Consider the following 18,362-nt stretch of genomic DNA (forward strand, 5'->3'; position numbering starts at 1 on the left):
GGAGATGCAATTATGGGAGATGCAATTGTGCCGCGTCGCCGCACCTGCCACAAGCAACCGTAAGGATTGGCCGGGCCGCACCCGGCCCGCAAGGCCGCCGCATCAGTGAAGCTGCTGGTAGATCTGCTCGGCGAGCGCGTGTGAGATGCCCTCCACGCTCGCCAGATCCTCCACACTGGCCGCCATCACGCCGCGCAGGCCGCCAAAGCGCGCGAGCAGGCGCTGACGGCGCTTCGCCCCCACGCCTTCCAGTTCTTCGAGACGCGAAGTCTGGCGCGTTTTGCCGCGCTTCGCGCGCATGCCCGTGATGGCGAAGCGGTGCGCCTCGTCGCGAATCTGCGCGACGAGCATGAGTGCCGCGCTCTCCTTGCCGAGTTCGAGCGGCGCACGGCCGTCGGCGAACACGAGCGTTTCGAGACCGACCTTGCGCCCCTCGCCCTTCGCCACGCCCACCAGCATCGCCGGATCGAGACCCAGTTCGGTGAACACCTGGCGCGCGATCTCGACCTGCCCCTTGCCGCCGTCGATCAGCACGATGTTGGGCAGCGTGCTACCGGGCGGCGGGGCTTCGACTGCCTCGCTGGCTTCCGCGGCTTCGGACGCTGCATTCGGGTCAGCGGGATCGGGGGCCGGCACGGGCGGCGGCGCCTCTTCGGTTTCGGCGCGCGCCGCTTGCGCGACCATCTTCTCGTAGCGGCGCGTGAGCACCTGACGCATGGCGGCATAATCGTCGCCGGGCGTGATGCCGGTGATGTTGTAGCGGCGATATTCGGCCGACTGCATCTTGTGATGGTGATAGACCACGCACGACGCCTGCGTCGCTTCGCCCATCGTGTGGCTGATGTCGAAACACTCGATGCGCAAATGCGCGAGGTCGTCGAGTTCGAGCCCGAGCAGCTGCGCGAGCGTGCGCGTGCGAGCCTGCTGGGAACCCTGCTCGGAGAGCAGGCGCGCGAGCGCGAGCCGCGCGTTCTGTTCGGCCATGGCGAGCCACGCGCGCTTCTGACCTTGCGGCTGACGCAGCAGCGTCACCTTGTGCCCGGCCTGTTCGCTCAGCACATCGACAAGCTCGCGGTTTGCGGGCGGATGGCTCACGACCAGCACGGGCGGCACGCGGTTGCCGAAGTAGTGCTGCGCAATGAAGGCGTCGAGCACTTCGGATTCAACGCCGATCTCGCGCTTCGTGCGCGTGCCCGCTTGCGACTCGATCGCGGGCGCGGTGGCGGTATCGGATTCGGCATCGCCTGCATCGTCGCTCGCGTTGTCTTCATCCTCTGCGAGGTCGGCCGCGATGGCGAGCGGATCGGCTTCGAGCGCCGCATCGTCTCGAGCGTCGGCCTCTTGCGCTTCTTCGACGTAATCCTCCACCGTCTTGCGCGCAAGCGAGGGCAGCGACTTCAGCGCGCTCGCCGCAACCACGGTGTCGCTGTCGATTTCCTCGGCAACGCCGCCCTCTTCGTCGGTCAGCGCGCGCTCCACATGCGTCGGGAAATACGCCTTGTCGCCCAGATGCCGGCCGCCGCGCACCATCGCGAGATTCACGCACACGCGCCCGCCCAGCGCCACCACGGCAAGAATGTCGACATCGCTCTCGCTGCCCGTTTCGATGGCCTGCTGGTGCAGCACGGTCGAAAGCGAACTCATCTGGTTGCGCACGGATGCCGCCTGCTCGAACTTCAGCTCCGAGGCAAACGCATGCATCTTCGTCTCCAGTTCCTTCATCACCTCGTTCTGACGGCCCAGCAGAAAGCGCGATGCGTTGTTCACGTCGCGCGCGTAATCCTCTTCGCTGATCGCCCCCACGCACGGCGCCGTGCAGCGGCCGATCTGATGCAGCAGGCACGGCCGCGTGCGGTTGTTGAACACCGAGTCTTCGCAGGTGCGCAACTGGAACACGCGCTGCAGGATCTGGATACTCTCGCGCACGGCCGAGGCGCTCGGAAACGGCCCGAAGTACTGGTTGTTGCGATCGACCGCGCCGCGGTAGTACGCCATGCGCGGGAACTTGTGCCCGGTGATCTTGAGAAACGGATACGACTTGTCGTCGCGAAACAGGATGTTGTAGCGCGGCGTGAGTGCCTTGATGAGATTGTTTTCGAGCAGCAGCGCCTCGGCCTCGGAACGCGTGACCGTGGTTTCGATGCGCGCAATACGCGTGACCATCATCGCGATGCGCGGCGAAAGCTGCGTCTTGGTGAAGTAGCTCGACACGCGCTTTTTCAGGTCGCGCGCCTTGCCGACGTAGAGGACCGCGCCTTGCGCGTCGTAGTAGCGATAGACGCCCGGCAGATGCGGCAGCTGCGCGAGCGCCTTTTTCGGGTCGAAAACGTCGGTGTCGGTCATCCAGTTTCGGGGACGGGCGGTGCGTCGAGAGAGGTGAGACGTTGCACAGCGCGCCGCCGTCGCGACGCGTTCATGGCTGTGTCCTAGAATCGCAAGTTTAGATCATTCCATGCCGCACGGAACCCGTGCCGAACTTGCCAGCCGGGCGTTCTACGCCCGCCTGAGGCATGGCAGTCATGTTTGCGCCGCGTCGCGCGCCACCCAAGCTACCCATGACAGAAGCCCACACTCCCGCCGCCGCTAGCGATAGCGCCATCGCCTGCGACCTCTTTTGCGCCGTCATCGACAATTTCGGCGACATCGGTGTGTGCTGGCGGCTTGCGCGCCAGCTCGCGCATGAGCACGGCTGGCAGGTACGCCTGTTCGTCGACGACTTGCACGCGTTCCAGAAGCTCTGCCCCGCGCTAGACGCGAGCCGCGCCACGCAATCGGTCGAGGGCGTGCTCGTCGAACACTGGCACGAGCCCGAGCATGCGGGCGAGACGCTGCAGATCGCCGATGTCGTGATCGAAGCGTTTGCGTGCGAACTGCCGCCCGTGTACGTCGCGGCGATGGCCGAACGCGAGCGCAAACCCGTCTGGCTCAACCTCGAATATCTGAGCGCAGAAGACTGGGTGGCCGATTTCCACCTGCGGCCCTCGCCGCACCCGCGCTACGCGCTCGCCAAGCACTTCTTCTTTCCTGGTCTCGGGCCCGGCACGGGGGGCGTACTGAAGGAGCGCACGCTCGACGCCGCGCGCGCGGACTTCGAGCGCTCGCAAGACGCCCGCGCCGCGTGGTGGCAGCGCGCCACGGGCGGCGCGCCTCCGGGGCCGGAAGCCACCGTGATCTCGCTTTTCGCCTACGAGAACCCAGCCGTCGATCACCTGCTGGAGCAATGGCGCGACGGGGCAAAGCCAGTGGTTCTGCTTGTGCCCGAGGGTCGCATCTCCGGCGCGCTCGCGCGCTTTTTCGGCGAGCCGGCGTTCGGCGCGGGCGCTCAGGCCACGCGCGGCGCGCTGCACGCGCACGCGCTGGCGTTCACCGAGCAGCGCGGTTACGACTCACTGCTCTGGGCGAGCGATCTGAACTTCGTGCGCGGCGAAGATTCGTTCGTGCGCGCGCAATGGGCCGCGCGACCGTTTGTCTGGCACATCTATCCGCAAGCCGACGATGCTCATCTGCCAAAACTCGACGCAGCGCTCGCGCACTACGGCCGCACGCTGCCGCAGGCGCCGCGCGCCACGCTCGAACGCTTCTGGCATGCGTGGAATGGCCGCGGCACGCCGGACTGGGCCGAATTCGCGCAGCATCTGCCCGTCTACGCGGCGCGCGCGAACGCCTGGGCCGCCGAACTCGGGCAGGTCGGCGATCTCGCCGGAAATCTCGCCGAATTCGCAAAAACTCAGTTAAAATAAGCGGTTATCCGACGGCAGCCGTCTCAAGCGCTTCGAGTTTCGCGCCCCACATCGCACATACGCGAATGAGGGTCGCAGCAGTTGCAACCGCAGCACCCGCAACACCAACCGAATCCGCTTGCGACGTTTGCCGTCGAGCACACTCGAAGCTACTTCAATCTGGACAGGACAGTTTTTTATTATGAAGACCGCACAGGAACTCCGCGTCGGCAACGTCGTGATGATCGGTAACGACGCGATGGTCGTGCAAAAGGCCGAATACAACAAGTCGGGCCGCAACGCCGCCGTCGTGAAGATGAAATTCAAGAACCTGCTGACCGGCGCCGGCATGGAAACCGTGTACAAGGCAGACGACAAGTTCGACGTCGTCGTGCTGGATCGCAAGGAAGTGACGTACTCGTACTTCGCCGACCCGATGTACGTGTTCATGGACGCCGACTACAACCAGTTCGAAGTCGAAGGCGAGATGATGGGCGACGCCCTCAACTACCTCGAAGACGGCATGGGCTGCGAAGTCGTGTTCTACAACGAGAAGGCCATCTCGGTCGAACTGCCGACCGTGCTCGTGCGCGAAATCATTTACACGGAACCGGCTGTCAAGGGCGACACGTCGTCGGGCAAGGTCCTGAAGACCGCCAAGCTGAACACCGGGTTCGAACTGCAAGTGCCGCTCTTCTGCAACATCGGCGACAAGATCGAAATCGACACGCGTACGAACGAGTACCGCAGCCGCGCCTAAATGTAACTGCGGGTAACCGCGGCATACTGCAGCGCAAGAACGCCTGCCCCGCCCGCCTTGGCGGGCAAGGCGGCAAGCGTCGTGAAAGCGCCCCTCGGGGCGCTTTTTCTTTTTTTGCTGAACGTGTATGTTTGAGACTGCCACGGAAAACCTTACCGGTTATGCGCAACGGATTGCGTACTTGCCGCCTGCCGCAAGCAGGCGGCAAGCAAGCGCAGCGCGCGCCGGTCAGATTGACTCCCGCGGCACGGTTTCTGCTGTGAGGTGAGAGAGCATGCGTTCCACACTCTTTCCCTTTATCAGGAGAAGCAAATGAATAACGACATTGCTGAAGGCAAGTGGAAGCAGTTGATCGGCAAGGCCAAAGCGGCATGGGGCGAGTTGACGGACGACGAACTCGCGAAAGCCGAAGGCCGTGCGGACCGACTCGCCGGGCTCATCCAGGAACGTTACGGCAAGACGCGTGACGAGGCAGAACTGGAAGTGCGCCGCTGGTTCGACGCACACCGGCCGCGCGACTAAGGTCGCGTCCGCGGCACGGCCGGTACGGTCGCCGCCCACTTGCAGGCAAACAGGGGGTTGCACGCACGCCCAGGCGCCACGCGCTTCGGCCTTGTGCTGCTGCCCGGCCGCCACGCTGCCGGGCATAGCCGTCGCGCCCCCGCTCTGGCGCAGCACAACTGGGAGGACCGGAACTGAACACCCTGCTACGAGACATCTCCGTGATCTCGGTGAAATCTTTCGCATCGTGCCGCGCTTGCCCGCGCCGCGCGGCTGTCTGCCGGGGCGCGCGCGCTACCCAGCGTGCGCAGCGCCGGCGCGAATGCGCTCATCCGTAAGCCGCTACCGCCATGCCACATGCCCTGATTGTCGAAGACGATCCCAATAGCCTGTCAGGTCTGTCAGCGATCCTGTCGGCCGACGGGTTCTCCGTCGACACTGCTGCCACGCTCGCGCAAGCGCGCGCCGCCCTTGCCCGCTTCATTCCCGATGTCGTACTCGTCGACCTGAACCTGCCCGACGGCGGCGGGCTCGAACTGCTTCCGTACTTGCCCGCGCAGCCGCCGGGCGGCGCGCTGCCCGTGATCGTCATGACCGGCAATGCCACGGTCGAAAGCGCGATCGAAGGCCTGCGCCACGGCATCTGGGACTATTTGCTCAAGCCCGTCAACATTCCGCGCCTGCGCAGCCTGCTCGCACGCATTCCGCGTCCCTACGAGCTGACCGAAGAAGTGCGCACGCTGCGCGCCGCGCTGCGCCAGATGGGCCACTTCGGGCCCATGCTCGGACGCAGCAGCGCGATCCAGCATGTCTACGACACGCTCGAACAGCTCGCGCCCACCGAATCGGCGCTGCTCGTGCACGGCGAAGCCGGCACGGGCAAGGAAGTCGCCGCGCGCACGCTGCATCAGTTGAGCCGCCGCCGCAAAGGGCCGTTCGTCGTGTGCGACGCGCACTCGCTCGTGGCAGAAGCGGCCGCCGGACGTCCGCTCGCGAGCGTGCTGTTCGGCCATGAACGCGGCGCGTTCACAGGCGCGGAACAGCGCGAGCCAGGCCTCGTCGATCAGGCGAGCGGCGGCACGCTCTTTATCGACGAGCTGACCGACCTTACGCGCGAGCAGCAGGAAACGCTGCTGCGCGCGCTCGATTCGCAAACTTTCATGCGCGTGGGCGGCAGCAGCGAGGTGGGCACCGATTTCCGCCTGATTGCCGCCACCCGCGCGGTGCCGCGTGAAGCCGTCCAGCAAGGCGCGCTGCACAACGATCTGTGGATGCGTCTCGACGCTGCGGCGATCCCGCTCCCGCCGTTGCGCGAGCGCGACGACGACGCCGCCCTGCTCGCGCTCGCGTGCGTCGACGAGCTCAATCAGGACGCCCAGTCGCACGGTCTGGCCGGCGCGACGCGGCTCGTCGCGCCATCGTTCATCCGCGAGTGCCTGGCCTATGACTGGCCCGGAAACGTGCGCGAGCTGCACGAACGCGTGAGGCGCGCGTGGCACGCCTCGGGCGAGGTGCTGGAAACCTTGCAGGCCGAGGAAAGCAGCGGCGCGGGGCCGCGCGACATGAACGGCGGCCGCGTGCAGGTGACCGTGGGCACGCCGCTCGCCGACGTGGAAGAGATGCTGATCCGCGCGACGCTCGACGCCGTAGGCGGTACGCGGCACCGCGCCGCGTCGTTGCTCGGCATCAGCCCCAAGACGCTCTACAACAAGCTGCAGCGTATGCGGCTGAACTGAGCCCACGAAGCCAAACGCGCCCGGCGCCCGGCATGTAAAAAGGCGGCCCTTCGTTTCCGGAGGACCGCCTTTTTCGTTTTGCCGGCGCGGCAATCAGGGCGTCAAGGCAGCACGCTGCGCAGCAATGCCTGCGCCTCGATGTACCCTGGGTCGGCCACCAGCTTGTCCCAGCGCAGCGCCTTGCCGCGCGCGCGCATGCGCCTGATGCGCAGGTCCGACGCCTTGGCGGCGCGGCGCGGCTCGGTGGTGCGCAACGCGTCGAGCACCTTTTCGGCCTCGTGCGGCTGGTTGCAGATCAGCACCATGTCGCAGCCCGCTTCGAGCGCGGCGCGCGCGCCTTCGGTCAGCGTGCCGCCCTGGCGCGCGGCCTCCATCGAGAGATCGTCGCTGAAGATCGCGCCGGTGAAGCGCAGCCGCTTGCGCAGAATCTCCTCGACCCAGATGCGCGAGAAGCCCGCGGGCTTCGAATCGACCTTCGGATAGATCACGTGCCCCGGCATCACCGCCGTGAGCGAGAGGCCGAGCCAGTCGTAAGGCAGCGCATCTTCGCCGAGGATCGCCTCGAGCGGACGCTCATCGACGGGCACCGCGACGTGCGAGTCCGCCGTCGCGAAGCCATGACCCGGAAAATGCTTGCCGCAATTGGCCATGTCCGCAAGCGACAGTCCGTGGTTGAGACTCTTGGCGAGCAACGTGACGACGCGCGGGTCGCGATGGAACGCGCGGTCCCCCACCACCTTCGACTGCCCATAGCCGAGATCGAGCACAGGCGTAAACGACAGATCGATTCCGCACGCGCGCAGCTCGCCCGCGAGGATATAGCCCACGGCCGTCGCGACCTTGGTCGCGAGCAGCACGTCCTTGTCCCACAGCGCGCCAAGGCGCCCCATGGCGGGCAGCACCGTGAAGCCGTCGGTGCGAAAACGCTGCACGCGGCCGCCTTCGTGATCGACGGCGATCAGCAAGTCTTCGCGCACCGCGCGAATGGCGTCGGTCAGCGCGACGAGCTGCGCGCGGTTCTCGTAGTGGCGCGCGAACAGGATCACGCCGCCGGTCATCGGGTGCGCGAGGCGGCGCACGTCGTCGTCGTTCAGCGTGGTGCCCACCACGTCGAGCATTACCGGCCCGGGATTATTCTTCATCGATGAGTTTTGCTGAGTTGTGCGTAGATGCCGCGCGACGCACGGCAATGGATATCAGCCGTTGACTGCGGCGTTCACTTCGGCGATCACGAACGACACCGCGTAGTCGTGCTCGTCGGTGATGCTCACGCGCGCCGTGATGCCGCGTTCGTCGAGCCACCGCGCGAGTTCGCCCGAGGCGACGATCACGGGCCGGCCGCCGGGCTCGTTGAGGGTCTGCATGGCGCGCCAGGTCATCGGCATGCGCATGCCGAGACCAATCGCTTTCGAGAACGCTTCTTTCGCGGAAAACCGCGTACACAGGTACGCGAGGCCTCGCACTTCCGAGCGCGCCTTGCGCGCCTCGTACACGGCGAGTTCGTCCGGGCCGAGCACGCGCGGCGCGAAGCGCCCGTTGGTGCGCTCCATGACCGCCGCCACGCGGCTCACCTGAATGATGTCGGTGCCGATACCGTAGATCGCCATGAGACTCCCGTCGAGATAGGTCGATTGCGTGAGCGCGAAGCGCGGGGCTGCAATCAGCCGCGCGTGCCGAGGCGCGCCGCGACCATGATCGCCTTCATTTCGCGCACGGCGTTCTCCCAGCCCGCGAAGATTGCGTGCGCAACGATCGCGTGGCCGATATTCAGCTCGACGATGCCGTCGATGGCCGCGATCTGCTGCACGTTCGTGTAATGCAGGCCGTGGCCGGCGTTCACCTTCAGTCCGAGGCTGTTGCCGCAGTTCACGCCCGTCACCACGCGCTCGAATTCGCGCTCCTGCTCGCCGGCGTCGTGCGCTTCGGCGTAGCGGCCCGTGTGCAGCTCGATCACGGGCGCGCCCGTTTCGTGCGCAGCGCGGATTTGCGTTTCGTCCGGGTCGATGAAAAGCGACACGCGGCAGCCCGCATCCGCAAGCTGACGGCAGGCGGCGGCAACAGCGTCAAAGTTGCCTGCGACGTCGAGGCCGCCTTCGGTCGTCAGTTCCGCGCGCTTTTCGGGCACGAGGCAGACGTCGTGCGGCTTGATCTCGCACGCGATGTCGAGCATCTCGGCCGTCACCGCGCATTCGAGATTCATGCGCGTTTTCAGTTGCGGGCGCAGCGCACGCACGTCGGCGTCGACGATATGGCGGCGATCCTCGCGCAGATGCAGCGTGATCGCATCGGCACCCGCCTCTTCGGCGAGCAACGCCGCGCGGATCGGGTCGGGGTAAGCGGTGCCGCGCGCGTTGCGCAGCGTGGCGACGTGGTCGATGTTCACGCCGAGGTCGATCACGTTGGGCGAAGTGAGAAAGAAGCTCATAGGTTCTGCAAGTCGATCAGAATCTGGCGCGTCGCGAGCGGCGTGCCGCCAAGGTAAGTGTTCAGCAGGAAACGCATGAGCGCCTTGCTCTGCGCAACCGTCTGGGGTCGATGGTAATCGTCCTCTTCCATGTCGAGCAACGTCTGGCCCGAAAGCAGGGGCCATTGCGCGGGCCATTCGTCCGATGCGTCGCGCACGCCGCGCTCCGGATCGAATACGTAGCGGCCTTCAGCCACCACGGCCTTGCGGTTCACGGTGCGGTTGAGCGCGAGCGCGTAGCCCGCCTCGCGCAACAGCACGCGCTCGAACGAGCGCAGCACCTGCACGGGCGGCTCGTCGTGCGCGAGGCGCGTAAGCGTGACGACGTAGTGGCGAAAGAGTTCGGGATGCGGGTCTTCGCGCGCGATGAACTTCACGAGCAGTTCGTTCACGTAGAAGCCGCACAGAAGCGCGTCGCCCGTCAGCGGCAACATGCCGCCGACCCACTCGGCGCCCGTGAGCGTGCGCACCTCGCCCTTGCCGGTCCACGACAGCGCGAGGGGCTGGAACGTTTGCAACACGCCGCGCAACGCCGAGTGCGGACGCTTCGCGCCCTTCGCGACGAGCGCCACGCGGCCGTGATCGCGCGAAAGCACATCGATGATCAGGCTCGTCTCGCGGTACGGATAGCTGTGCAGCACGAAAGCCGGCTGCTCGGCGATGCGGTAGTCGGGGGTCGTGCTGCGTGAAGCGCGCGGCAGTTGCGAGCGCGCAGTGGTCTTGCGGGCGGGCCGCGGTTCGGCGCGGCCTTCGAGCGTGGCGTCGGCGCCTTCGGTCATCGCGTTGCGCGTGGCGGCGCCTTTCGACGCCTTCGTGCTGCGCGCAAGCGCCGTGCCTTTTGCGGGCGAGCGCCGCGTGCCGCGGGATTCGGACGCTTCGCCCGGTGCGAATGCCTCGTCGGCCTGCGCCTCGTCGTGCGCGGGCCAGTCGTCGTGCAGCGTTCCGGCTGCGCCGTCACTCATACGCGGTGCCCGTCGTGCTTACTCGTAACCGTAGGCGCGCAGCCCGGCATCGTTGTCGGCCCAGCCGCTCTTCACCTTCACGAAGGTTTCGAGATAGACGGGACCGTCGAAGAGCTTTTCCATGTCGAGGCGCGCATCAGTGCTGATCTGCTTGAGCTTCGCGCCCTTCTGGCCGATCACCATCGCCTTCTGCGTGTCGCGCTCGACGAGAATCGTCGCGAAAACGCGGCGCAGGCGCCCTTCCTGCTCGAACTTGTCGATCAGCACCGTGCTCGTGTACGGCAGTTCGTCGCCGGTCCAGCGGAACACTTTCTCGCGCAGGATTTCGGCGGCGAGGAAACGCTCGCTGCGGTCGGTGAGATCGTCTTCGCCGTAGATCGGCTCGCCTTCGGGCAGATACGGCTTGAGAGTCACGAGCAGGCGCTTGATGTCGTCGGGATTCATGGCCGAGAGCGGCACGATCTCGCGGAACTCGCGCAGCCCTTGCACCTGCTGGATGAACGGATACAGCGTGGCCTTGTCGCTCACGCGGTCGATCTTGTTGGCGATCAGGATCGTAGGCGCATTCGGCGGAATCAGGTCGAGCACCTTCTGATCGTCGGGGCCGAACTTGCCGGCCTCGATCACGAACAGCACGGCATCGACCGAGCTGAGCGTGGAAGTCACCGCGCGGTTGAGCGAACGGTTGAGCGCCGTGCTGTGGCGCGTCTGGAAGCCCGGCGTATCGACGAAGATGTACTGCGCGTCGTCGATCGTGTTGATGCCGGTAATGCGATGGCGCGTGGTCTGCGCCTTGCGCGACGTGATGCTGATCTTCTGGCCGACCAGCGCGTTCATCAGCGTCGATTTGCCAACGTTCGGACGGCCGACGATCGCGACCATGCCGCAACGAAAACCGGCAGGAGTGGAAGTGGGAGCGTTCATGATCGGACCGGAATAGAAAAACGGGAGACGCGCGCGCGGCGCGCCTCGGTGGAATCAGTGGCCGGCATCGGCCGCGCGCACGGGAATAGCCGTACTGGCTTCGGCATGCGTCTCAGCATTGGTGCTGGTGCCGCCGGACGTCGCGGTTTGCGCGCGCTCGACGGTGCGCAGCGCCGATTCGGCCTTCACAGGGGGTGAACGGTGGCCAATGGCGCCGGCGCTCGGTACGGCATCGAAGCCCGCCGCTTTATCGGCTGGCTTGTCGCTCGCTGGCTTGTCGCCCGCTGGCTTGTCGCCCGATTTCTCCGCACCGCGTTCGGCTTTCTCCGCCGGGCGCTCCTGCACGTGCGCGGCGCGGATCACCGCGAGCGGCGCGCCTTCGGCCGCCACGGTTTGCGCCGGACGCTCGCTGCGCGCCGAGATGCGCTCGCGGCGCTCCGGAGAGCGCAGATCGAGCGCGCCCTGCACGCCCGTCACGCCCGGGACGACCTCGGGCTCCGGCTTGGGCGCACGCGCGCCCTTCGAGCGGCGCGGCTTCGCAACGAGCGCCGGCGCCGCGGCCATGACCTCGTCGAGCGCCTTCTTCGCCGCGGCCTGCTCCGCCGCGCGACGGCTCGCGCCCGAGCCCGACACCTTCACGTCGAGCTTCGGCACCGTGCATTCGACTTCGAACTGCTGATTGTGCGCCGCACCATGCGTCGCGACGACCGTGTAGGTCGGCAACGCGATCTTGTGGCCTTGCAGGTACTCCTGCAGCAGCGTCTTGGAATCCTTGCCGAGCGTGCGCGGATCGATGTGATCGAGGATCGGCACGTAGAGGCGCTTGATGACCGTCTGCGCGGCGTCGAAGCCGCCATCGAGAAAGATCGCGCCGAAGATCGCTTCCAGCGCGTCCGCAAGGATCGACGGGCGGCGGAAGCCGCCGCTGCGAAGCTCGCCTTCGCCGAGACGCAGGCCGTCGGCAATATTGAGGGCCTGAGCGATCTCGTAGAGCGACTGCTGCTTGACCAGATTCGCGCGCACGCGCGAAAGGTCGCCCTCGTCCAGCTTGCCAAACCGTTGGAACAATAGGGCAGCCACCGCGCAATTCAGAACCGAATCACCGAGGAATTCGAGGCGTTCGTTATGCGTGGCACTGTGACTGCGGTGGGTTAAAGCCTGGCGCAGCAATTCCGCATTGCGAAATTCGTAGCGCAAACGGCTTTCCAACGGAGATTGGGGCATGGGGAGAGTATAACGCGCCCGCCGCCCCCGGCGAAAACAGGGGGCGGCGGGCGAAAAACCGTGATGAAGCGACGTTACCGAGGATTCTTCAAGTAGCGCGCGAAGATGCGATGCGAGTTATGCGAGCAAGACTCGTGTTCGCGCATGCGCTTTTTGTTGCAGCTTCTTTGGCTTCTTCGCGCGGCGTGATCAACGTGCATCGCACGTCGATCAAACACACATTACTCGAACGAACCGATGCGACGCAGGTTGCTGAAGTTCATCCAGATGAAGAACGCGCGGCCCACGATGTTCGCATCGGGCACGAAGCCCCAGTAGCGGCTGTCCGCGCTGTTGTCGCGGTTATCGCCCATCATGAAGTAGTTGCCCGCCGGCACCTTGCAGATCACGCCGCGCGCGTTGTACTGGCAGTTGTCGCGATACGGGTAGTCCTCAGCGCCCACGATGAACGGCGGCACCGCGGGGTTGTTGAGGATGTTGTTCTTGCGGCCGTTGCCGAGGTCTTCCGTGAACTGCTTCGCGTAGCCAATGCGCTCTTCGTCGAAGAAGTCGCCTTGCGGCACTTCCGGCACCGGCTTGCCGTTGATCGTGAGTTGCTTGTCCTGATAGGACACCACGTCGCCCGGCAGGCCGATCACGCGCTTGATGTAGTCGACCGACTCGTCTTTCGGATAGCGGAACACGACCACGTCGCCGCGCTCGAGCGGCCGGCCCTGCGTGACCTTCGTGTTCGTGATCGGCAGACGGATGCCGTAGTCGAACTTGTTCACGAGGATGAAGTCACCCACGAGCAGCGTCGGCACCATCGAACCCGACGGAATCTTGAACGGCTCCACGACGAACGAGCGGACGAGGAACACGATCAGGATGACGGGAAAGAAGCTCGCCGTGTACTCGAGCCACCACGGCTGGCGCAGCTTTTCGTTGCGCAGGTTCTGACGCGTGGCAGGCGCGTTTTCATCAGCAAAACGCTCGCCGATACGCTCCTGTTGACGGTCGAACTCCGCGACCGCCGCATCGGCGGCGAGGCGCCGACGCGGCATGAACACCAGTTTGTCTGCAACCCACGCAACGCCCGTCAAGAGAACGAGCACAAAAAGTATCAGCGCAAAATTCATGTAGAGATCCGTTGTCCGGCTTATTCGCGTTACTTATTTATCTTCGACACGAAGGATGGCGAGGAAGGCCTCTTGCGGAATCTCGACAGAGCCGACCTGCTTCATCCGCTTCTTGCCTTCCTTCTGCTTTTCGAGCAGCTTCTTCTTACGCGTGATGTCGCCGCCGTAGCACTTGGCCAGCACGTTCTTGCGCAGCGCCTTGATGTTCTCGCGCGCGATGATGTGCGCGCCGATCGCGGCCTGGATGGCCACGTCGTACATCTGGCGCGGAATGATCTCGCGCATCTTCGCCGCCACTTCGCGCCCGCGGTACTGCGACTGCGTGCGGTGCACGATGACGGACAGCGCATCGACCTTGTCGCCGTTGATCAGCATGTCGACCTTCACGACATCCGAGCTGCGGTATTCCTTGAACTCGTAGTCCATCGACGCATAGCCGCGCGACACCGATTTCAGACGGTCGAAGAAGTCGAGCACGATCTCCGCCATCGGAATTTCGTACGTGAGCTGCACCTGGCGGCCGTGGTACTGCATGTTGATCTGGTTGCCGCGCTTCTGCGTACAGAGCGTGATGACCGAACCCACATAGTCCTGCGGCATGTACAGGTTGACCGTGACGATCGGCTCGCGGATCTCACCGATCTTCGAGGGCTCCGGCATCTTCGCCGGGTTCTCGACCTTGATCAGGGTGCCGTCCGCCTGCACGACTTCGTACACCACGGTTGGTGCCGTGGTGATGAGGTCCATGTCGAATTCGCGTTCGAGACGCTCCTGCACGATTTCCATGTGCAAGAGACCGAGGAAGCCGCAGCGGAAGCCGAAGCCGAGCGCCTGCGAAACTTCCGGCTCGTATTGCAGCGAAGCGTCGTTGAGCTTGAGCTTTTCGAGCGATTCGCGCAGCGCGTCGTACTGGTTCGCCTCGACCGGATAGAGACCCGCGAACACCTGCGGCTTCACTTCCTTGAAGCCTGGCAGCGGCTCGGACGCCGGCTTCGTGGCGAGCGTAACGGTGTCACCCACCTTCGTCGCGGCGAGTTCCTTGATGCCCGCGATGATGAAGCCCACCTGCCCCGCCGACAGCGAATCGAGGTTGCGCGACTTCGGCGAGAACACGCCGACGTGCTCGACCGGATACTGCGCGCCGGTGGCCATCAGCTTGATCTTGTCCTTCGGACGCAGCGTGCCGTTGACGATACGCACGAGCATCACCACACCCACGTAGTTGTCGAACCACGAGTCGATGATGAGCGCCTGCAGCGGTGCTTCCGGATCGCCCTTGGGCGGCGGAACCTTGGCAATGAGCGCTTCGAGCACATCTTCCACGCCGAGGCCGGTCTTCGCGCTGCAGCGCGTGGCGTCGGTCGCGTCGATGCCGATCACGTCCTCGATTTCTTCGATGGCGTTTTCGGGGTTGGCGGCGGGCAGGTCGATCTTGTTGAGCACCGGCACGACTTCCACGCCGAGTTCGATCGCGGTGTAGCAGTTCGCCACCGTCTGCGCCTCGACGCCCTGGCTCGCGTCCACCACGAGCAGCGCGCCCTCGCACGCGGAGAGCGAGCGGCTCACCTCGTACGAGAAGTCGACGTGCCCGGGCGTGTCGATCAGGTTCAGGTTGTAGACCTTGCCGTCGCGCGCCTTGTACGAGAGCGCGGCGGTCTGCGCCTTGATGGTGATGCCGCGCTCGCGCTCGAGATCCATCGAGTCGAGCACCTGCGATTCCATTTCGCGGTCGGACAAGCCGCCGCACAGCTGGATGATGCGATCGGCGAGCGTCGACTTGCCATGGTCGATGTGCGCAATGATCGAGAAGTTACGAATATGATCCATTCAGTGCCGATCAAGCGAAAAAGGCGCGCCCCAACGATTGCGTGGCACGCCTCGTAAACAGATGAAAAACCGGACTATTTTAGCCGAAAAGGGGTCCCACGGGCGAACCGTCCGCTGATGTAACGGATGTGTCATGGCGGGCTTGCATGTTGCGCGGCCCACCGCACGCGCGTTTCACGCACCGCTCGGCGGCTTCAGCAGCGCGCCCGGCGCGTCGGCGGCGAGCCCGAGCGTCGCGCGCACGCGCGCCTCGTCGAGATGGTAATGGCACAGCTCGATGCCGTCGCAAAGCAGCACCGGCACGAGTTCGTCGTAACGGGCCTGCAGCGCGGGGTCGGAATCGACATCGATCACGTCGAGCCGCGCACCCGCCGCCGCGGCAAGCGGCTCGAGCGCGACGCGCATGTCCTCGCACAGATGACACCACGCGCGCCCGTACAGCACGAGGTGCGCGCTCGCACGCTCGAGCGCGCCCGGCGACGCCGGCGAAGACCGCAAGGGCGGGCGCACCGCGCGTTACTTCTGACCCGGTGCGCGCGGGCGCAGCGGCACGAACTGCGTGTTGTCGCCGCGCCGCACGAGCACCGCCACCATCTTCTGCGGGTCGAGATGCGCTGTGACGTCCTGGAACTGCTTCGCGCCCGTGATATCCGTGTCGCCCACGCGCAGAATGATGTCGCCCTTTTGCAGGCCGGCGCGCGCTGCCGGGCCGTCCACCGAATCCACCATCGCACCGCCCTTGATCTTGAGCTGGGCGAGCTGGTCGGCGGGGATATCGACCACCGCGATACCGAGCGCACCCATCGCGCGCGGCTTGGGATCGGGCGCCTTTTTCTGGTCGGCCTTCGCGCTCTTGTCGGTCTGCATCTCGGCGATCGTGATCGGCAGATCGCGTGTCGCGCCCTTGCGCCAGATCGTCACAGTCGCCTTGGTGCCCGGCTTCGTGTCGCCAACCATGCGCGGCAAGTCGGTCGCGGCGTCGACGCTCGCGCCATTGAACTTCAGGATGATGTCGCCCGGCTGGATGCCCGCCTTGTCGGCCGGGCCGCCCGGCTCGACGCTGGAGACGAGCGCGCCTTGCGCCTTGGGCAAGCCGAGCGAGTCGGCTACGTCCTTCGTCACTTCGCCGATCGCCACGGCAATGCGGCCGCGCGTGACCTTGCCCGTCGACTTCAGTTGATCTGCCACGCGCATCGCCTCGTCGATCGGAATCGCGAACGAAATGCCCATGAAGCCGCCGGTGCGGCTATAGATCTGCGAGTTGATGCCGATCACCTCGCCTTGCATGTTGATGAGCGGCCCGCCCGAGTTGCCGGGGTTCACGGCCACGTCGGTCTGAATGAACGGCAGATAGTCGCCGGTATCGCGCCCCTTCGCGCTCACGATGCCCGCCGTTACGGTGTTCTCGAGGCCGAACGGCGAACCGATCGCCACGACCCACTCGCCCACGCGCACCTTGTTCGAATCGCCCATCGTCACGGCCGGGAGATTCGCGGCCTGGATCTTCACCACGGCGACGTCCGTGCGATCGTCCACGCCGATCAGCTTCGCCTTGAATTCGCGCTTGTCGGTGAGCGTCACATAGATGCTGTCCGCGTCATCGATCACGTGCGCATTGGTCATCACGTAGCCGTCGCTCGAAAGGATGAAGCCCGAGCCGACGCCGCTGTTCTGTTCGGTATCGTTGCCGCTGTCCGGGCCCGAATCGGAACCGCCACCGCCCTGACTTCCTCCCTGACCGCCGCCGCCCTGACCGCCGCCTTGTCCACCCTGCGGCCCTTGCGGGAGCGGGATGCCAAAGAAGCGGCGGAAGAATTCCGACATGTCGCCCTGATCCATCCCCGGCGGGAGGCCGCGCTGCGCCGTGGAGACGCGTGTGGTGGTGCGGATATTGACGACCGATGGCCCCACTTTGTCCACGAGGTCGGCGAAATCGGGCAGGTTGGCAGCCGGCGCCGCCGATGCCACGTGCGGTGCGAACGGCAGGCATGCCGCCACGACCGCGGCCGCGAAGAATTTGCGCAGCGGGAGAATCGTCATATCGAAGTCAGCCGAAGGAGGAGTTACCTGGGAGCCTTGTATTCTATGGCAGACGCGAACTGCTGCAACGTGGTCTGGGGCACTTCTCCGAGCAACGTGATGAAGTAATCGCCGTTGCGCTTCACGAGCACGTGGGTCGCACCACTGCTGCCCGAGCCTTCCTTGCGACTGTTGTTCTTCACCGGTTCGATAAAGACGGAAAGCGTGGACAGTCCGTCAGAGAACACAGCCTGATCGACCGGAATAGGCGGATCGCTGGCGTCGCGTGCGGCCATGGGCCGGCGCACTTCACGAATCTTCTGGAAGCCCGGCGCGGCCTGGCCGAACGACCAACCCTGCGCTTCGATATCGACCGGCTGGAGCGGCGGACGCACCACGTTCCAGCCCTCGATATTGCGCATGCCGTTCACGATAGGCGTCTTGTCGACGGGGCCGCCGATGCGTACCTGCGTGAACGCGAGTTGCTGGAGCACCTGGCCGTTCGACGGGTCGAGCATCTGCGAACGCAGCAGCAGTCCGGTTTTCGCGTCGGCCCACAGCTTGTAGGCGAAGCGGAAATTGTCCTTCGGGTCGAGCTGGATCACCTGGCTGTCGAGGCCCGCCACACGGTCGTTGCCGAGCAGCTTCGGCTCGTACACGCCCAGCACCTGGTCACCGCTGGTGGAGAGCAGCGCCGGGAAAGCGTCCTTGTTCTGGCGCTTTTCGACGACGAGCAGCTTGCGCTCGGGCACGAAGGTATAAAGATCGTCGTTGTGGCGCAGCATCGTGCGCGGCTTGCCGTCGAGGCTTTCGAGCTTCTCGAACTCGCCGTCCTGCTTCGAGGCGTAGTGCGTGATGCGTGAGGACTGCACGAACTCGCCGCGCTGGTAGACGAAGGTGCCTTCGTAGCTTTGCTGCTGAGCAGCCTGCTGGATGCGGTCGAGCAACTGCGCCGCGCTCTGGCGCGTGGCGGCATCGGCCGCGGACGCGCCTTGCGCGTGGGCACGCGGGGCGACAGACAGAGCGGTGAACATCACGGCTGCGCAGCACAGGAATGCCGGCAACCGCCCCCAGATCGTCTTTTTATTCAACCGCAATGTCTGCATCA

16 protein-coding genes are annotated in these 18,362 nt (G+C 65.3%); 4 read left to right on the forward strand and 12 right to left on the reverse strand.

The window, feature by feature from the left end:
- Positions 1-102: 102 nt before the first annotated feature.
- Positions 103-2,343 (reverse strand): excinuclease ABC subunit UvrC, encoded by a 2,241-nt coding sequence (gene uvrC, locus U5A65_RS30695; protein ID WP_321948763.1) that lies wholly within the window; start codon positions 2,341-2,343, stop codon positions 103-105.
- A gap of 212 nt (positions 2,344-2,555) precedes the next feature.
- Between uvrC and earP the strand changes: the two genes are divergently transcribed.
- The 4 genes from earP to U5A65_RS30715 all read left to right on the forward strand — a co-directional run bounded on the left by earP (position 2,556) and on the right by U5A65_RS30715 (position 6,716).
- A complete protein-coding gene (gene earP / locus U5A65_RS30700; RefSeq protein ID WP_321948764.1) occupies positions 2,556-3,740 on the forward strand; it encodes an elongation factor P maturation arginine rhamnosyltransferase EarP in 1,185 nt (394 codons plus the stop codon).
- 181 nt (positions 3,741-3,921) lie between these two features.
- Positions 3,922-4,479 carry an elongation factor P gene (gene efp / locus U5A65_RS30705; RefSeq protein WP_321912514.1) on the forward strand — a complete coding sequence of 186 codons (558 nt, stop codon included), beginning with the start codon at positions 3,922-3,924 and terminating at the stop codon, positions 4,477-4,479.
- A gap of 312 nt (positions 4,480-4,791) precedes the next feature.
- Positions 4,792-5,001: a CsbD family protein gene (locus U5A65_RS30710; RefSeq protein WP_028206671.1), complete on the forward strand. Its 210-nt coding sequence runs from the start codon at positions 4,792-4,794 to the stop codon at positions 4,999-5,001.
- Positions 5,002-5,330: 329 nt separating this feature from the next.
- Entirely contained in the window at positions 5,331-6,716 is a 1,386-nt protein-coding gene (locus tag U5A65_RS30715) for a sigma-54 dependent transcriptional regulator (protein ID WP_321912516.1), read from the forward strand.
- Between the two features lie 101 nt (positions 6,717-6,817).
- Here the strand turns inward: U5A65_RS30715 and nagZ are convergent, their stop codons facing one another.
- From nagZ to U5A65_RS30770, 11 genes are all read right to left on the reverse strand, one after another.
- On the reverse strand, positions 6,818-7,858 hold the full coding sequence (gene nagZ, locus U5A65_RS30720; protein ID WP_321948765.1) for a beta-N-acetylhexosaminidase: 1,041 nt from the start codon (positions 7,856-7,858) through the stop codon (positions 6,818-6,820).
- A gap of 54 nt (positions 7,859-7,912) precedes the next feature.
- Positions 7,913-8,323, reverse strand: a complete 411-nt coding sequence (gene acpS / locus U5A65_RS30725) for a holo-ACP synthase (protein ID WP_321912519.1) — start codon at positions 8,321-8,323, stop codon at positions 7,913-7,915.
- 53 nt (positions 8,324-8,376) lie between these two features.
- Positions 8,377-9,141: a pyridoxine 5'-phosphate synthase gene (gene pdxJ, locus U5A65_RS30730; RefSeq protein WP_321912520.1), complete on the reverse strand. Its 765-nt coding sequence runs from the start codon at positions 9,139-9,141 to the stop codon at positions 8,377-8,379.
- The gene (recO, locus tag U5A65_RS30735) at positions 9,138-10,142 is read right to left on the reverse strand and encodes a DNA repair protein RecO (protein WP_321912522.1); all 1,005 of its coding nucleotides are present in this window, start codon (positions 10,140-10,142) and stop codon (positions 9,138-9,140) included. The genes pdxJ and recO overlap by 4 nt, the downstream gene beginning before the upstream one ends.
- Before the next feature lie 18 nt (positions 10,143-10,160).
- Entirely contained in the window at positions 10,161-11,066 is a 906-nt protein-coding gene (gene era, locus U5A65_RS30740; RefSeq protein ID WP_321912524.1) for a GTPase Era, read from the reverse strand.
- Between the two features lie 54 nt (positions 11,067-11,120).
- Positions 11,121-12,290 (reverse strand): ribonuclease III, encoded by a 1,170-nt coding sequence (gene rnc / locus U5A65_RS30745; RefSeq protein ID WP_321948766.1) that lies wholly within the window; start codon positions 12,288-12,290, stop codon positions 11,121-11,123.
- A gap of 221 nt (positions 12,291-12,511) precedes the next feature.
- Positions 12,512-13,408 (reverse strand): signal peptidase I, encoded by an 897-nt coding sequence (lepB, locus tag U5A65_RS30750; RefSeq protein WP_321912527.1) that lies wholly within the window; start codon positions 13,406-13,408, stop codon positions 12,512-12,514.
- 33 nt (positions 13,409-13,441) lie between these two features.
- Positions 13,442-15,235: a translation elongation factor 4 gene (gene lepA, locus U5A65_RS30755; protein WP_321912529.1), complete on the reverse strand. Its 1,794-nt coding sequence runs from the start codon at positions 15,233-15,235 to the stop codon at positions 13,442-13,444.
- A gap of 174 nt (positions 15,236-15,409) precedes the next feature.
- On the reverse strand, positions 15,410-15,733 hold the full coding sequence (locus tag U5A65_RS30760; protein WP_321912531.1) for a glutaredoxin family protein: 324 nt from the start codon (positions 15,731-15,733) through the stop codon (positions 15,410-15,412).
- Positions 15,734-15,751: 18 nt separating this feature from the next.
- Positions 15,752-17,275 (reverse strand): DegQ family serine endoprotease, encoded by a 1,524-nt coding sequence (locus U5A65_RS30765; RefSeq protein ID WP_321912533.1) that lies wholly within the window; start codon positions 17,273-17,275, stop codon positions 15,752-15,754.
- A gap of 23 nt (positions 17,276-17,298) precedes the next feature.
- A complete protein-coding gene (locus U5A65_RS30770; RefSeq protein WP_321912648.1) occupies positions 17,299-18,360 on the reverse strand; it encodes a MucB/RseB C-terminal domain-containing protein in 1,062 nt (353 codons plus the stop codon).
- Between the last annotated feature and the right edge of the window lie 2 nt (positions 18,361-18,362).

The organism is Paraburkholderia sp. J10-1 (assembly GCF_905220165.1).
Lineage (GTDB): Bacteria > Pseudomonadota > Gammaproteobacteria > Burkholderiales > Burkholderiaceae > Paraburkholderia.

What these genes read in the sequence shown, in the direction of transcription:
- earP (WP_321948764.1), top strand. Translation starts at nt 2,556, where the DNA reads ATGACAGAAGCCCACACTCCCGCCGCCGCTAGCGATAGCGCCATCGCC.
- era (WP_321912524.1), bottom strand. Translation starts at nt 11,066, where the DNA reads ATGAACGCTCCCACTTCCACTCCTGCCGGTTTTCGTTGCGGCATGGTC.
- U5A65_RS30770 (WP_321912648.1), bottom strand. Translation starts at nt 18,360, where the DNA reads ATGCAGACATTGCGGTTGAATAAAAAGACGATCTGGGGGCGGTTGCCG.
- lepA (WP_321912529.1), bottom strand. Translation starts at nt 15,235, where the DNA reads ATGGATCATATTCGTAACTTCTCGATCATTGCGCACATCGACCATGGC.
- acpS (WP_321912519.1), bottom strand. Translation starts at nt 8,323, where the DNA reads ATGGCGATCTACGGTATCGGCACCGACATCATTCAGGTGAGCCGCGTG.
- rnc (WP_321948766.1), bottom strand. Translation starts at nt 12,290, where the DNA reads ATGCCCCAATCTCCGTTGGAAAGCCGTTTGCGCTACGAATTTCGCAAT.
- U5A65_RS30715 (WP_321912516.1), top strand. Translation starts at nt 5,331, where the DNA reads ATGCCACATGCCCTGATTGTCGAAGACGATCCCAATAGCCTGTCAGGT.
- efp (WP_321912514.1), top strand. Translation starts at nt 3,922, where the DNA reads ATGAAGACCGCACAGGAACTCCGCGTCGGCAACGTCGTGATGATCGGT.
- pdxJ (WP_321912520.1), bottom strand. Translation starts at nt 9,141, where the DNA reads ATGAGCTTCTTTCTCACTTCGCCCAACGTGATCGACCTCGGCGTGAAC.
- nagZ (WP_321948765.1), bottom strand. Translation starts at nt 7,858, where the DNA reads ATGAAGAATAATCCCGGGCCGGTAATGCTCGACGTGGTGGGCACCACG.
- U5A65_RS30765 (WP_321912533.1), bottom strand. Translation starts at nt 17,275, where the DNA reads ATGACGATTCTCCCGCTGCGCAAATTCTTCGCGGCCGCGGTCGTGGCG.
- recO (WP_321912522.1), bottom strand. Translation starts at nt 10,142, where the DNA reads ATGAGTGACGGCGCAGCCGGAACGCTGCACGACGACTGGCCCGCGCAC.
- lepB (WP_321912527.1), bottom strand. Translation starts at nt 13,408, where the DNA reads ATGAATTTTGCGCTGATACTTTTTGTGCTCGTTCTCTTGACGGGCGTT.
- uvrC (WP_321948763.1), bottom strand. Translation starts at nt 2,343, where the DNA reads ATGACCGACACCGACGTTTTCGACCCGAAAAAGGCGCTCGCGCAGCTG.
- U5A65_RS30710 (WP_028206671.1), top strand. Translation starts at nt 4,792, where the DNA reads ATGAATAACGACATTGCTGAAGGCAAGTGGAAGCAGTTGATCGGCAAG.